Raw genomic sequence first — 14,802 nt, forward strand, 5'->3', positions numbered from 1 at the left:
AATTGCTGTAGAGATAGAAACTTGAAATAACGATGACTTTAGATGAGGAGTGGCCGACGTTTTCCGACTTCTCTTATATTGAACTTCGATGGGTAAAGAAAGAATGCAGTAAAGAAAGCGGGCAGATCAAATCGAAATTGAATCTGTGTGCATAGATATATGTAAGGTCGTCCGAACGGGGCGCAGCCTCCCCAAGATATGGGGAGTAAGAGTTAACTCTGCAAGCAATCAACCGCTATGTCAGAGGACTACACAGCGCTAACTCAAACGTTTAAGTGCTGTAGAAAGTGCGCTCTCATCATAGGGTTTTCGAAGTAAAACGGCGTTGGGTGGTGCAGGGAAGTTGATGTCACCGCTGGCAAAAATGATGCGTAGAGCGGGTGCTATTTGCTTTGCCGCATTTGCTACGACGGTGCCCGACATATCGGGCAGATTGATATCTGTCATTAATACAGCGATCGATTCTCTATTAAGTAGTTCGAGAGCCGTCTTTCCATCGGCCGCTTGAAATACTGTGTGGCCCATTATTTGGAGTAATTCCGCTGTATTTTGGCGTATGAATTCATCATCCTCCACCAACAGGATGGTGAGCAAAGTTGATGATGTTTCGTTTGTAAAAGCGGCGTTAGAAACCGATTTATTTTCTTTTAAAGTAGCACTCGTTTTTTGCTTCTGGTTGGCAAGCACGTGACGTACCTTGCGCGCCAAGGCTTCTCGCGTATAAGGCTTGTTCAAGAGCTCAACACCAGCATCCAGCCGCCCTCCGTGAACAATTGCATTTTGGGTATAACCGGACGTAAACAGTACCGCGATATTGGGCTGGCACTCGCGGGCTTTTCGGGCTAGATCAGGGCTGCGCATCGGGCCTGGCATTACGACGTCTGTAAAAAGCATGTCAATCTTGATGCCACTTTCAATGATGGAGAAAGCACTTTGTGCATCCACCGCCTTTAGAACCTGGTAGCCGAGTTCTCTGAGCATGTCGACCACAATACCGCGAACCTGTTCATCATCTTCTGCAACCAGAATAGTCTCGGATCCACCGATAACGACTTGTTCGTGTTCGACAGCAATTTCATCTTCAACTTCAAAGGTGCGCGGCAAATATATTTTGATAGACGTACCTTGGCCGACTTCACTATAAATTTTGATGTGTCCATCGGATTGCTTGACGAATCCGTACACCATGGACAAACCCAGCCCGGTACCTTTTCCTTCCGGCTTGGTCGAGAAGAAGGGTTCAAAGGCCTGGGCCGCGATTTCTGGCGTCATGCCAGTACCCGTATCTGTAACAGCGAGCATCACATATTGACCAGGCACAACATCTGGATGCTTGCTCGCATAGTCATCATCCAAAAATGCATTGCCCACTTCGATAGTCAATTTACCTACGCCATTCATTGCATCCCGTGCATTGATGGCTAGATTGAGCACTGCATTTTCAATCTGAGTGATATCGACCATCGCATTCCACAATCCTGCGGATGCCATGACTTCTGTTTCAACTGACTCGCCTATGGTTCTCGCCACCATGTCTTGAAAGCTGTTGAGAAACTTGCCAAGATTGACAACCTTAGGTGCAAGCGGCTGACGTCGTCCGAAGGCGAGTAGCTGATTCGATAGTGTGGCGCCTCTGCTTACGCCGGTCAAAGCGCGCAAGATACGGTTTTGAGCACGTTCGTTGTCGCCTAATTCCCTACTTAGCAGATGAAGATTGCCGGAAATAACCTGTAGAAGATTGTTAAAGTCATGCGCAATTCCGCCTGTCAGTTTGCCGATAGTCTCTAATTTTCTGGATTGCTGAAGCGCCATTTCTGTCTTTTTCAAAGCAACCGCGGCCTCTACTTTTTCTGAAATATCGCGCGTGACTTTTGCATAGCCAATAAACTTTCCATCGTCGTCATAGATGGGATCGATGACGACATGCGCCATGAATTTCTTGCCATTTTTTGTGACGCGCCAACCTTCTTGCTCAAATCGGCCCTCAGAAAGCGCAGAGGCGAGGGCAAACGCAGGCTTGCCGTCTTTTCGATCTTGATCGGTATAAAAACGTGAGAAGTGGGTGCCGACGACCTCGGATCGTGTGTAGCCCTTGATGCGTTCTGCGCCAGCGTTCCAATTGGTGACAATGCCGGTTTCGTCGAGCATGTAGATTGCGTAGTCGGTAACACCCTGGACCAGGAACCGGAACTGCTGTTCGCTCAAACGAAGCGCCTCGGCGGCTGCTTTACGCTCTGTAATGTCACGGGTTATCTTGGCAAATCCGATCAGACGGTTGTTGCTATCCCGGATCGCATCAATCACAACGCTGGCCCAGAAGCGTGAGCCATCTTTGCGCTGCCGCCATCCTTCCCCTTCAAATTTCCCTTCCGTTTCAGCTTGAAACAGAGCGCTCTTCGGCAAGCCAGACAATTGATCTTGCTGAGAATAAAAACGAGAAAAATTCTGACCGATGATCTCTTGCGGTTCATAGCCTTTAAAACGGCGCGCACCTTCATTCCAGCTAATGATGGTGCCGTCTGTATCCAGCATATAAATCGCATAATCCGAAATCGCTTCGACTAAAAGTCGAAAGCGCTGGAGTTCTATTAACTGCAGATCAGGTGAGGCAGATTGTGGGTGCGACTCGGACATATTGATACCAAAAAAAAGTTGTGTGCTAATTCACTATCGGGAAGATAGTACAACTGCTCTTTGGATTTGTACTGAAAAGCTTGATTGCTTGCGCGAATAGAAAGCAAATCTGAATTTATTCCGAAACTCTACTGAGTTTGCTCGGATGCTGAAACGTCTTCAGTCGGATGTAGCTTGCCAAGCATCGATTTAGCTTCTTGCGTAGCATTTTTCGTCAGGTCGGGACCGTCACGTCCATACATCGCCTGATAAGTATCTCTGGCAGTGCTGGCACTAAAGCCTGCGTCCACTAAGGTATTGATCCACTTATCTCGCCATTCGATTCGCATCATGGTCAGCCTCCTTTGTTAATAATTCTAGGGGCTCATTTAACATTTATCAATCCCATATTAATGGGGGTTACAATTTTTTTATTGCCGTTCGGCCTGTTGTAAATTTGTACCGAGCGTCAGCTTATTTTAATGTTGAGAGATAGGCAGCCATGTCACGCGCATGCTCTTCCGTAACACCCATATCTGGCATGGCGGTCAGAGGATCGATACGCTTTGGATGACGTATCCATGCGACGAGATTCTCGGTGTTGTTGGGCAAGTTGCCAGCAATCATCGGGCGGCTGGCAACCCCATCAAGCTGAGGGCCGACAAAAACTTTCGATCCTGTTATGCCTGGAATCACGTGACACGCGTGACAGGCATATTGCGTCAAGGCTATTTTCCCGCGTTCTGGATTTGCATCGACACGCGATTCTGCGGGGTCTTTGCTGCAGGCCGTGATGGCAAGCAGCAGGGTGGCGATAGAAATAATGCGGCGCGCAATCATTTCTCCCCCTCTTGATTGCTTGCGAGCATTTTGTAGTCTGCCGGGGACAGTTGCGGCATCTGCTGCAGGAATGCCACCAATTGCCAAAGCTCCTCATCCTGCATACGGTATTCCCATGCGGGCATGCCGCTCATCTTGATACCGTGACGCACTATCCAGTACATTTGTCCCGCATCCCATTTACTTGTTACGTCTACGAGCGGCCCGGGAACAGGTTGCATACCCATGCCGATACCCCGTGGCGCAACACCCGGCGCACCATGACATTCAACACAGTTAGCTTGATAAAGAACAGCACCACTTTTCACTAATTGTTTGTCGTCCAATGGTGGCGTAATGACTTTGCGTGCGTGGAAACGCACTGAATGATGCATGCCTTTTTCAAGGATGGCATGCACGAATTGCAGATGCTGTGAGGTGGACGCTACGTTATAAATGCCGCTAGCCAATACTGCAAATCCGCCCAATGCGCCAGCAATCGCCAGCGTGATGAGAGTGGCGCAAACGGTTTTCACGATCAGTTTGGTTTTTGCAGTTGCCATAGTTTGCGCGTATGAGTGGATGCGGAGCTTCAGCTCTTGATGTTGTTAGGGGCGCGTGCATTGCTAAAGTTCAACAAACTATCGCTTCTAAATCGTGTGAACAATTCTGTCCTGCGAGGAACTAGTTGATGTTTTGCATCTCATAAAGACAACTCACAACTACATGCTCCGCATCCCGATGCCGAGTGCGACCCATGCATTTACCAGACGTCACAACTCGGTTTCAGCTTTGTGTACTTGCACTCGTTGTGCTGTCCTGCGCTGCGTGTGACAGTCGCCCATTACCTCCTGTATTACCAACCGGTGCGTCGCCTGGCGATGTCATACGTGGCAGAAGTCTGCTTGCCCAGTATCAATGCGGCGCTTGCCATGTGATACCTGATGTTCCGGTCGCGCGTGGCATTGCGGGTCCGCCGCTGGGTGACTTCGGTAGGCGCAGTTATATCGCCGGACACGTCCCTAATAATGCGGAATTGTTGGCGCAATGGATCGTCGATCCGCGCTCCCTTGTTCCAAACACCACGATGCCTAGCATGGGCGTATCGGCCGACGATGCGCGCGACATGGCTGCCTACTTGCACACGCTGAGATGACGATGCCGACATCATTCCTTTTGCTTTGGAAATTTGCCATGCGCTCAGTGTGTGGCTTCGTAATATTGATGCTGGCCGGCTGTGAACAAAGCGAGCGGTTGCAGTCGGTGCTGCATCCTATGGGCAATGACGCGAGCGTGATTTCTGGCATTGCATGGTTGCTGTTTGGTGGTGGCGCAGTCATTTTCATTGGCGTCATGATCTTGCTCGCTATGAGCTTGCGGAACGGCAGGCGCACTGTGCGTCCCGCGGTCTGGTTGATCGGTGCTGGCATCGTGTTTCCGGTAGTGGTGCTGACTTCCTTATTGATTTATAGCGTGACACGTAGTCAGCAACTGACACCGCCGATGTCACAAAACGCATTAGTGATTTCAGTCACGGCGAAATTATGGTGGTGGGAAGTACGCTATCGCGATGGCGAGAGTGGCAAGGACATCACGCTGGCGAATGAAATCCACTTACCGGTCGGGCGCCCCGTTTATCTGGCGCTGACTAGCGACGATGTGATTCACAGTTTCTGGGTGCCTGCGCTGGCTGGTAAGGTCGATATGCTCCCAGGTCGCATTACGCGATTGCGCGTCACAGCAACGGATGCTGGCGTCTTGCGAGGGCAGTGCGCCGAATATTGTGGAGAACAGCACGCGCGCATGGCTTTGCATGTAGTAGCCGAGTCGCCGGAAAAATTTGACGCATGGCTGGCGGGACAATCGAAGCCAGCAACTGAACCTGCCAATGCATTGCTGGCGCGCGGCCGAGAAATTTTTATGGAGCAGCGTTGCGCCGCCTGTCACACGATACGCGGCGTCTCCGAAGAAACGATAGCTGGCCAGACTTTAGGACCGGATCTGACACATGTAGGTAGCCGTCTTTTTCTAGGTGCAGGTGTGCTGAAGAACGATCGCGATGCGCTACAGAACTGGATAACTCATACGCAAAAAATCAAGCCGGGGGCACGAATGCCATCGTTTAATGAAATCGATGAAGAGGCCATGTTTGCATTGTCGTCTTATCTGGAGCAACTCAAATGACGCGGGCCGAATCTTCATCTCACTCATCATCTGATTCAGCGCGCCTGTACACCGGTGAGTTTCCCAATTCGCTGCCGCGACCGCAGGACGAATTACCGGAGCTCAAACGCATTTGGCGCACGCCACGCGGATTACGATTCCTGACGACGGTCAACAACACCAATATTGGCGTGCTGTATATCGGCACCGCTTTATTGTTCTTTGTGCTGGCCGGCATTCTTGGGCTGATGATCCGTGCACAGTTGGCGGTGCCAGACAACGATCTGATATCTGCTGGCACGTACAACCAAATATTTACGATGCATGGCACGGTGATGATGTTCCTGTTTGCCATTCCGGTGGTGGAAGCAATCGCCGTGTATCTATTGCCTGGCATGCTGGGTGCGCGTGATTTGCCATTCCCACGCTTGAGTGCCTACGCATACTGGGCTTATGCGATCGGCGGCCTCGCATTCTTCTGCACCTTGTTCGTGGGCCTCGCACCGGATGGCGGCTGGTTCATGTATCCGCCTTTGACCAGCAAGGAATATTCTCCCGGCATGAATGCGGATTTCTGGCTTCTAGGTATCGGCTTCATCGAAATATCCGCGATTGCCGGCGCGATTGAATTGATCATCGGCATCTTGTTTACGCGTGCACCTGGCATGAGCCTGAGCAAGATGCCGATTTATGCGTGGTCCATGTTGGTGGTGGCGTTGATGATTGTGTTTGCGTTCCCGGCGATCATCGCTGGCACCACGCTGCTAGAACTTGAACGTGCATTTGACTGGCCATTCTTTATTGCTGACCGCGGCGGTGATCCGGTGTTGTGGCAGCACCTGTTCTGGTTCTTTGGTCATCCAGAGGTGTACATCATTTTTCTGCCGGCGGCGGGCATGGTATCGACGATGATTCCGACGATTGCGCAAACGCCGCTGGTTGGTTATCGCACCATCGTGGTGGCGCTGCTGGCAGTCGGGATGTTCAGCTTCGCGCTGTGGGCCCATCACATGTTTACCGCAGGACTAGGTGTGATGGAATTGAGCTTCGTATCGGCTGCCAGCATGGCGGTGGCGATCCCAACTGCGATTCAAGTATTTGCATGGATCGCGACCTTGTGGCGCGGCAGGGTGCGCAAAAGCACGCCAACTTATTTCCTGCTCGGCTTCATGTTCATCTTCGTGCTGGGCGGACTTACTGGTGTGATGGTGGCGGTGCTGCCGTTCGACTGGCAAGTGCACGACACCTATTTCATCGTTGCGCATCTTCACTACGTGCTGATAGGCGGCATGGTGTTTCCGATGTTTGCGGGACTATATTACTGGATGCCTCTATTGAACGGAAATACCTTGTCTGAGCGCTGGGGCAAGTGGGTGTTCTGGCTGATGTTCGGCGGCTTTAATCTGGCATTTTTCCCGATGCACATTACTGGTTTGCTCGGCATGCCTAGACGTGTGTATACCTATGGTGCCGAGATGGGCTGGGGTCTATTGAACATGCTGTCGTCTATCGGTTCGCTAATTCTGGCGATTGGCGTGGCGCTGTTCTGCATCGATGCGATTCGTACCTTCCGCAAACCGGCACGCAAGATCGACAATCCTTGGAATGCATCGACGATGGAATGGCTGGAGTCAGATGACTATTCGTCGCGCAGCATTCCTGAGGTCAAGTCACGCGATCCCTTGTGGGATCAGCCCAATCTTTCGCAAGAAGTAGCGGCAGGATTGCACTGGTTGCCAGGTGCAGCGACCGGACGTCGCGAGACGATGATGACTAGCCCGGTATCGGCCACGCCTACGCATGTACAGATATTGCCGACAGACAGCTGGCTGCCCTTGCTGGCCGCAGCAGGTACTGCCGGCTTTTTCTTATTGCTGACGGTGGAGTTGACGGTGATCGCGTTCATCTGCGGATTTATCGCAATTGCATCGGTCATCTGGTGGTTGTGGCAGGTTGACGTGCAGTCTGCTGCATCGTCGGTCAAGGTGGCTAACGGCGTGTGGTTGCCGGTTGGTGCTACTGGCGCAAGCTCGCACTCATGGTGGGCCACCATCATCATGCTGGTGGTCGACCTGACGATTTTTGCGTCCTTCCTGTTCGCATACATTCATGTTTCGATGATGCTGACTGTGAGCTGTCCGCCACCGAACGCAGCCTTGCCTTCATCTACCTGGCCACTGATGTCGTGCGGATTGCTGCTAGCGGGGTCCATCGTGTTTGAAATCATGCGGCGTCGTACACGCAGTCAGCAACTAATATCGCAAACCGGTTTGCGCATCGCCGTGATCGCGGCTATTGCGATGGTGATTGGCGCCTTCGCTGCCGATTTCATCGGACATCAGCGCGCAGGTCTTGATCCAACTGCACAAGCATGGAGCGCAACCGTTTCTGCACTGCTCGCATATCAAGGCTTCCATGTGGTGGTGCTGTCTCTGGCTGCTGGTTATTTGCTGGCGCGATCATGGTCCGGCAAGCTGACTTCTGCCAGCCGCGGCACACTCGACAACATCGGATTGATGTGGCATTGCACGACCCTGCAAGGGTTCACTGCTGCATTTTTTGTCAATGTGCTGCCCTTGGTGATGGAGTTCTGAGGATGACATCCTGATGCAATCACGCGACCATTTTTTTCGGGATTCAGTGGATGCCAGTGCGCCGCTATTGCTGTGGGCATTGCATTTTTTTGCCGTATATATCTTTGTCGCGTTGGCATGCGGCAGCACCTTGGCTGACGCACAGTTGGCTGGCTATTCGATCATCAAGAGTGTGTCGCTGTTGCTGAGCATGATTGCAATTTTGCTCGTCGCGGGATTGTGCTGGCGTGCAATTTTGCTGTGTCGTCAAAGGCCTCAGCAGTTGCTTTCTTTGGCGCGCTTTGGTTGCGCCATGTTAGCGGCCATAGGGGTTATCTGGACGAGTGTACCTATGCTCATTTTGGCGTCCTGCCAAGCTTGAATGAATTTTATGCGTAAAGCTTCACGGTTTGTCGTCACCGTCTTTGTGCTCGGTTCAATAGTATGGTTGGGCTGGCACTATTTTCCACCCATTGCGCGCACGCCTTTTTATTCCGTTTATCTGAGCTTTCAGGAGTCGCCGCGCTCGCTGCCTATCCCGGTCAAAAATGTAAAGTCATCGCAACTGGCAGATACATGGAACGCCGCACGAAGCGATAACCGTCTTCATCAAGGCATTGATATTTTCGCGCGTCGCGGCACGCCGGTGCTGTCGACGACGGAGGGAATTATCCTGAATGTTGGGACCAACAATCTCGGCGGAAAAGTAGTGTGGGTATTAGGGCCTGGAGGTCAACGCCATTACTACGCACATCTTGACCGCTATGCCGAGATTGCCGCCGGGGAAAGGGTAGTGGCGGGATCAGAGATTGGCTACGTGGGCAATACCGGTAACGCGCGTGGAACCTCGCCACATTTACATTACGGGATTTACACCGGTAGCGGTGCGGTGAATCCTTATCCCTTCTTGAAAGCTGTTAGTCCGTGATCGTAGACAAATTTGCGAGCTGTTATACAAGCCGCGTCCACTTAATTGACGAACTTAAATGCCATACCGACAGTCATCATATTGCGGATTTATTTTCCCTTTATTAACCAATTGGCTTGATGGTCTTAGTCGCACGATGAAAAACTACAGTGTCCCATGTGGTGTCCTTAATTTCAAAAAAACATATCCATCTGCGATGTGTACTTTGATCGCATCGCTGCTTGCCGCGCACGCGCAAGCTCAGGAAGCATCATCGCTGCAATCGCTGCCGGAGATCGTCGTCAGCGCGAGCCGCTCGGAACAGAATCGTTTTGATGCACCTGCTGCAATTGATGTAGTGCAAGTCAACGGCTTCAGCGCGCAATCACCGCTGGTCAATATGTCTGAACTGTTGTCTGCGGTACCAGGCGTACAGGTACGCGAGCGACAGAATTATGCGCAGGACTTGCAGATTTCGGTGCGCGGTTTTGGCACACGTTCTACCTTTGGCGTTCGTGGTGTACGGATCTTGATAGACGGGATTCCGGCGACGATGCCAGATGGACAGGGACAAGCCTCAAGTGCCAGCCTGGCATCCGCTAGTCGCATCGAGATACTCCGTGGTCCGATGGCGCAGTTGTATGGCAATTCTGCCGGCGGCGTGTTGCAAGTCTTCACCAAGGATCCGCCTATGAAACCGGAAGCGTCCTTGTCCTTGGGATTTGGATCGGACAATCAACGCTTGCTTGGTATCGCTGCGGGCGGCGGCAATGAAACTCTGGGCGGCGTGATTGATATCAGCCAGTATTCAACTGATGGCTATCGCGATCACAGTGCTGCACGGCGCACGACCATTAACGCCAAAGTCGTGGCACGTCCATCTAGCGATACCAAAATTACCGCAATTCTCAATAGCTTTGATCAGCCCTTGTCGGAAGATCCTTTAGGCCTGACGCGTGCCGATTTTCAGAATAATCCGCGTCAGGTTGTTCCCGGCGCCATTACTTTCGATACGCGCAAAACGATCACGCAGCAGCAGATTGGCATCTTGCTCGAACAGCGATTAAGCGCGAGCGACACACTGAATGCCCGCGTATATGGCGGCACGCGCCAGGTATTTCAGACCCTGGCATTTCCTGGTGATACGCTCGTTCAAGCGGGCGGCGTCGTCGATCTGGATCGTGGTTATGGTGGTGTCGGTTTGAACTGGACCCACGAGACCCAAGTAAACGGACTGCCGCTAAATTGGACTGTTGGCGTGGAAGCAGACTCTCTAAGCGAACGACGTCTAGGCTTCGTTAACAACAACGGTACGCCAGGTGCGTTGCGTCGCGATGAAAACGATCATGCTAAAAATACCGATGTGTTCGCGCAAATCGATTGGACCTTCGCGCCGCAATGGCGTGCCACCGCCGGTGTGCGCATGAGTCGCGTCAAGCTATCGGTCGATGACAATTACATAGTGCCGAATGCTGATCCAACGTTAAACAATCCTGATGACAGCGGTAGCGTCGAGTACAAACAGACCAGCCCCGTCGTCGGACTGGCTTGGCGAGCGAGCGACAACGTCAATCTATATGCCAACGTGGGTAAGGGATTCGAAACGCCGACACTAGCGGAATCCGCTTATCGCGCCACCGGCACCGGTCCCAATCTCGGCTTGCGCGCATCAACGAGTGTGCAATCCGAGATCGGCGCGAAGATCAAAAATGGTCGCCACCTGATGGACTTCGCTTTATTTAAATCGCGTAGCAAAAATGAAATCGTGCAGGAGCGATCCGTGTTCGGCAGGGCTACGTTTCAGAACGTTGATAGTGTTGAGCGTCGTGGAGTCGAAGCATCATGGCGCACTGAATGGAATAGTCAGCTATCGTCCAATGTGGCCTATACATGGCTAGACGCAAGATTCCGCGAGTCATTCAGCAGTGCCAATGGCACAAGCGCTGCGGGCAACCGTTTGCCCGGAACCCCGGAGCACAGCCTTTATACGGAGCTGCAATATCGTTGGCAAAATGCAGTGACTACCGCAGTAGAGATGCGCGCCGAAAGCGAATCCTATGTGAACGACATCAACAGCGATGCGGCAGGCGGTTACGCGGTGTTCAATCTGAGGGCAGGGTATGAGTTCAATGCCGGCCCGACGAAGATGATGTTGTTTGGTCGCATCGACAATGTATTCGACCGCGCATATGCAGGGTCGGTTGTGGTCAATGATGGCAATGGACGGTTTTTTGAACCGGCACCTGGGCGTCGCCTGTATATAGGAATGCGGACGCAGTTTTAATTCTCTTGTCGCACCATAGAAATACCGACTCCGGCATCAAACTCATCTAGTTAATCCAAACGCTTTAACTGACAAATGGCGTAGACAATAAAAAGCGATGAACGCGTAAACGTTCATCGCTTTTTTATACAGGCTCCCGAGAATGGCTAGCTAAGGAGCGATGGTTTATCACACAGGAGCGGCAATAAACTTCAGAGCATTTGCAGAGCTTATCAACTCAACGATTACGGGATACTCTCCAAATCGTATTTGCCAGATCATCTGCAATAATCAGCGCTCCGCGAGGATCCACGGTTACCCCGACAGGGCGACCTCTGGTTTTTCCATCGGCGCCACGGAAGCCGGTCGCAAAGTCTACTGGTTCACCTGATGGGCGGCCCTTACTAAACGGGACGAAGATCACTTTATAGCCGACAGGATCAGCGCGATTCCAACTGCCGTGTTCACCGATGAATACACCTTCGGCATAAGCAGGACCCATCACAGCTGAGGAAAAATCCAGGCCGAGAGCAGCTACGTGTGATCCGAGGCTGTAGTCTGGCTTTACAGCAGCAGCCACTTTTTTCGGATCTTGCGGCTGCGCACGTGTGTCTACGTTCTGACCCCAATAGCTATATGGCCAGCCGTAAAAAGCACCTTCACGTACTGAAGTCAGGTAGTCCGGAACCAGATCGGGTCCGAGCTCATCACGCTCGTTCACAACTGTCCACAGTTGTCCTGTTGCGGGCTGTATCGCTAACGCGGTTGGGTTACGAAGACCGGTAGCATAAGTTTTAGCCGCACCTGTTTGAGCGTCCACCTGCCAGACTCTAGCCCGATCAAGTTCAACCTCCATGCCACGTTCGGTGATGTTGCTGTTCGAGCCTATACCAACATAAAGGAAGCGGCCGTCAGGGCTGGCGGTGAGCGCCTTGGTCCAATGATGATTTACTTCTGATGGCAGGTCTGTAATCTTCGTTGGCTGTCCGCTCGCCTGGGTCTGGCCCGTTTTGTAATCAAAGCTCACCAAGGCATCTTGATTGGCCACATAAATTTTGCCATTGGCAAAAGCCAGGCCGTAGGGCGCGTTGAGGTTTTCCGCAAACACTGTCTGCACCTCGTACTTGCCATCACCGTCCGCATCTCTCAACAACGTCAGACGATTGCCACCCTTGACCTTGGTATTGCCCTGCGCCTTGATGTAGCCAGCAATCACATCCTTCGGTTTCAGCTTCGCGGCATTCCCGCCGCGGCCTTCGGCCACAAGAATATCGCCATTCGGCAGGACCAGGGTTTGACGCGGGATCTTCAAATCGGTTGCGATCGCAGTGACGTTGTAACCCTCAGGCACTGTTGGTTTCGAATCGCCCCAATTCACCGGCTCGGCAATTTTCATCGACGGCAATAAAGTGCGTTGAGGTTCTGGAAGTTTCGGATCTGCGCCGCGAGCCTGCGTGGCATCTCCGTCACCGCCGCAAGCGCCCAATAAAAGTGTCATGCTCAACAAAGTGAGTGTGCTGGTATGTTTCATTCTGCATCTCCTGAACGAAGTCCGGTAAGCGCTAACCAGGTAGCAGCAAAGGTCAACACGGTCACGATGACTGACAGCACCAGACTTGAGGGCATCGCGGCCCACGCATCTTTGGCATGTTCAAATGCGTTGAGAAGTCCTAACACCCAAGTGATCAAGACCAGCAGGAAGTATGTTAGCGGACGTCCGGCTTTCCGATCTGCGCCCAACAAATTAGCAATCGCAAACAGTAAGGCCAGCCCACAAAACAAAAGGCCTCCTGCAATAAGCCAGGAGGCGAAGTTACTCCACTGTATTTGGTAGGTCTTGAAATAGGCGATGTCGCTTAAGAGCGCACCTAAAAACAAAGGCACCGTTCCGGCAATTAATATCGCGTGAAGTGGACCGGGTAGAGCGCGGTAAATAGGGCTGGCAGTGCCTGAAGAATACATGGCTTGCTCCTTTAAATAAATTTAGGCGTGCGACCAGTCAGACTGGTTGCAGGTATTCGTTAATGATGTACGTCGGGTTCGGCTAGATAAGCAGAAATTGCTATGCAAGGCTTGAATAACATTTCTCACTCAACTTGCAGTCGTGCTTACAGGTTCAGGTTTGTTCAAGTACTCGGCAACGTCTTTCACCATTACTCCAGCGACGGTTACTGCATCCCACAATTCTTGTGTGGTGCAACCGAACTTTTTGCTCCAATACTGAAGCTCATATGATTCGTTAATATCTATGCGACTGCTGTCGGCGGGGATGCGATCTTCAATGTTCTCAGGCATGCTTTTCTCCTTGAACTGGAGTTACAGCTTAAGAACTGGTCAGAATAAGTACTGTGCGGTAGCACTCATTTCCTATCAATACGAACCTGCTGAGCGACTCTTACGTACGCTGCTCGCAAGGAGTGACTCGTCCAATCTGTTACATCATGTATCAGCAAAATTGCATAAAACCGTATTTATCTACATTTTCTGCATAAGTATAGTTTGTCACATCGGGACTGCGTACCAGCACTCAGCAACGCCGAAGCAGCTTCCATTTCGAATGCCTGCAATCCGAGTGATAACTAAAGTAAAGGCCCCAAATGAACACAACTAACAAAACGGTCATCGTTCGTTCGCAATAAGGAAAAGTGGAAGATCGTGAATAAAACTTTTACTAATCTGGTTGTTTAACTAAACGCTTGCTTCATTATATTTTGCGGACTGCTGTCGATGACAGCGTCCGCCTAAGGAAAGAAAGTATGAAACTTATATTTGTAGGTGATCCCATGTGTTCATGGTGTTACGGCTTCGGCAAGGAAATGACCGCGCTGGCGAAATTACATCCTGAATTGCCGCTTGAAATTGTTGTGGGTGGCTTGCGTGCAGGCGCGACGGATGTGCTTGATGAGGCGGGCAAGAACTTTCGCCTTGTTCATTGGGCACGCGTGGAAGAAGCCAGTGGTTTGCCATTCAATCGTGATGGCTTGATGGCTCGCCAGAATTTTGTATATGACACCGAACCAATTTGTCGTGCCGTAGTAGCCGCGCGAGTGATTACACCTGATGCCGATTTGCTGGCCGTATTCAGAGCGCTACAGCATGGCTTTTATGTCGAAGCGGTTGATACGACAGACGGACGTATTCTTGCTCGACTGGCGAGCAATGCACTTATCAAGCAGGGCTGTGCGGTCGACGTTAGTGCGTTTTATAAAGTGTGGGAAGCAGATAGCACGATCGCTCTAGCAAAAAAAGATTTTGCACGGTCACGTTCATTGGGCGTAAGAAGCTTCCCCGTACTTTTACTGGAAATGGATGGAGAGATACGAACCATCAGTCCCGGATATGCGCATGTTGAAGAATTAGAGCGGAACTTGCAATTGGTATTGCAAGCACTCCATATTTCATAGCCGTTCAACATCATGCTGAAAATAATGCGTCCCAACAATTCATTTGTTCTAGATCTATCT

Annotated in this window: 14 protein-coding genes; 7 read left to right on the forward strand and 7 right to left on the reverse strand. The window is 51.4% G+C overall.

Annotated features, from left to right (window positions below):
* Positions 1-258: 258 nt before the first annotated feature.
* The 4 genes from Q7T66_RS10020 to Q7T66_RS10035 form a co-directional block, all read right to left on the reverse strand.
* A complete protein-coding gene (locus tag Q7T66_RS10020; protein WP_304933190.1) occupies positions 259-2,634 on the reverse strand; it encodes a PAS domain S-box protein in 2,376 nt (791 codons plus the stop codon).
* Between the two features lie 128 nt (positions 2,635-2,762).
* Positions 2,763-2,966 (reverse strand): hypothetical protein, encoded by a 204-nt coding sequence (locus Q7T66_RS10025; protein ID WP_304933191.1) that lies wholly within the window; start codon positions 2,964-2,966, stop codon positions 2,763-2,765.
* Positions 2,967-3,087: 121 nt separating this feature from the next.
* Complete coding sequence (locus tag Q7T66_RS10030; protein WP_304933192.1) at positions 3,088-3,453, reverse strand: cytochrome c family protein; 366 nt, start codon at positions 3,451-3,453, stop codon at positions 3,088-3,090.
* Positions 3,450-3,995: a cytochrome c gene (locus tag Q7T66_RS10035; protein WP_304933193.1), complete on the reverse strand. Its 546-nt coding sequence runs from the start codon at positions 3,993-3,995 to the stop codon at positions 3,450-3,452. The genes Q7T66_RS10030 and Q7T66_RS10035 overlap by 4 nt, the downstream gene beginning before the upstream one ends.
* Positions 3,996-4,189: 194 nt before the next feature.
* On the opposite strand from Q7T66_RS10035, the gene Q7T66_RS10040 reads away from it, so the two are divergent.
* The 6 genes from Q7T66_RS10040 (at position 4,190) to Q7T66_RS10065 (ending at position 11,359) form a co-directional block, all read left to right on the forward strand.
* Positions 4,190-4,588 carry a cytochrome c family protein gene (locus Q7T66_RS10040; protein ID WP_304933194.1) on the forward strand — a complete coding sequence of 133 codons (399 nt, stop codon included), beginning with the start codon at positions 4,190-4,192 and terminating at the stop codon, positions 4,586-4,588.
* Positions 4,589-4,626: 38 nt separating this feature from the next.
* Positions 4,627-5,616: a cytochrome c oxidase subunit II gene (coxB, locus tag Q7T66_RS10045; protein WP_304933195.1), complete on the forward strand. Its 990-nt coding sequence runs from the start codon at positions 4,627-4,629 to the stop codon at positions 5,614-5,616.
* Positions 5,613-8,189 carry a cytochrome c oxidase subunit I gene (ctaD, locus tag Q7T66_RS10050; protein WP_304933196.1) on the forward strand — a complete coding sequence of 859 codons (2,577 nt, stop codon included), beginning with the start codon at positions 5,613-5,615 and terminating at the stop codon, positions 8,187-8,189. The genes coxB and ctaD overlap by 4 nt, the downstream gene beginning before the upstream one ends.
* A gap of 13 nt (positions 8,190-8,202) precedes the next feature.
* Complete coding sequence (locus tag Q7T66_RS10055) at positions 8,203-8,550, forward strand: hypothetical protein (protein WP_304933197.1); 348 nt, start codon at positions 8,203-8,205, stop codon at positions 8,548-8,550.
* 9 nt (positions 8,551-8,559) lie between these two features.
* A complete protein-coding gene (locus Q7T66_RS10060) occupies positions 8,560-9,096 on the forward strand; it encodes a M23 family metallopeptidase (protein ID WP_304933198.1) in 537 nt (178 codons plus the stop codon).
* Between the two features lie 136 nt (positions 9,097-9,232).
* Positions 9,233-11,359 carry a TonB-dependent receptor gene (locus tag Q7T66_RS10065; protein WP_304933199.1) on the forward strand — a complete coding sequence of 709 codons (2,127 nt, stop codon included), beginning with the start codon at positions 9,233-9,235 and terminating at the stop codon, positions 11,357-11,359.
* A 217-nt stretch (positions 11,360-11,576) separates the two neighbouring features.
* Here the strand turns inward: Q7T66_RS10065 and Q7T66_RS10070 are convergent, their stop codons facing one another.
* The 3 genes from Q7T66_RS10070 to Q7T66_RS10080 all read right to left on the reverse strand — a co-directional run bounded on the left by Q7T66_RS10070 (position 11,577) and on the right by Q7T66_RS10080 (position 13,633).
* Positions 11,577-12,869 carry a sorbosone dehydrogenase family protein gene (locus Q7T66_RS10070; RefSeq protein WP_304933200.1) on the reverse strand — a complete coding sequence of 431 codons (1,293 nt, stop codon included), beginning with the start codon at positions 12,867-12,869 and terminating at the stop codon, positions 11,577-11,579.
* On the reverse strand, positions 12,866-13,300 hold the full coding sequence (locus Q7T66_RS10075) for a DUF2231 domain-containing protein (RefSeq protein ID WP_304933201.1): 435 nt from the start codon (positions 13,298-13,300) through the stop codon (positions 12,866-12,868). The genes Q7T66_RS10070 and Q7T66_RS10075 overlap by 4 nt, the downstream gene beginning before the upstream one ends.
* 129 nt (positions 13,301-13,429) lie before the next feature.
* Positions 13,430-13,633 (reverse strand): DUF3606 domain-containing protein, encoded by a 204-nt coding sequence (locus tag Q7T66_RS10080; RefSeq protein WP_304933202.1) that lies wholly within the window; start codon positions 13,631-13,633, stop codon positions 13,430-13,432.
* 461 nt (positions 13,634-14,094) lie between these two features.
* Between Q7T66_RS10080 and Q7T66_RS10085 the strand changes: the two genes are divergently transcribed.
* A complete protein-coding gene (locus Q7T66_RS10085; RefSeq protein ID WP_304933203.1) occupies positions 14,095-14,742 on the forward strand; it encodes a DsbA family protein in 648 nt (215 codons plus the stop codon).
* The last annotated feature ends 60 nt before the right edge of the window (positions 14,743-14,802 follow it).

Source organism: Herminiimonas sp. (assembly GCF_030655415.1).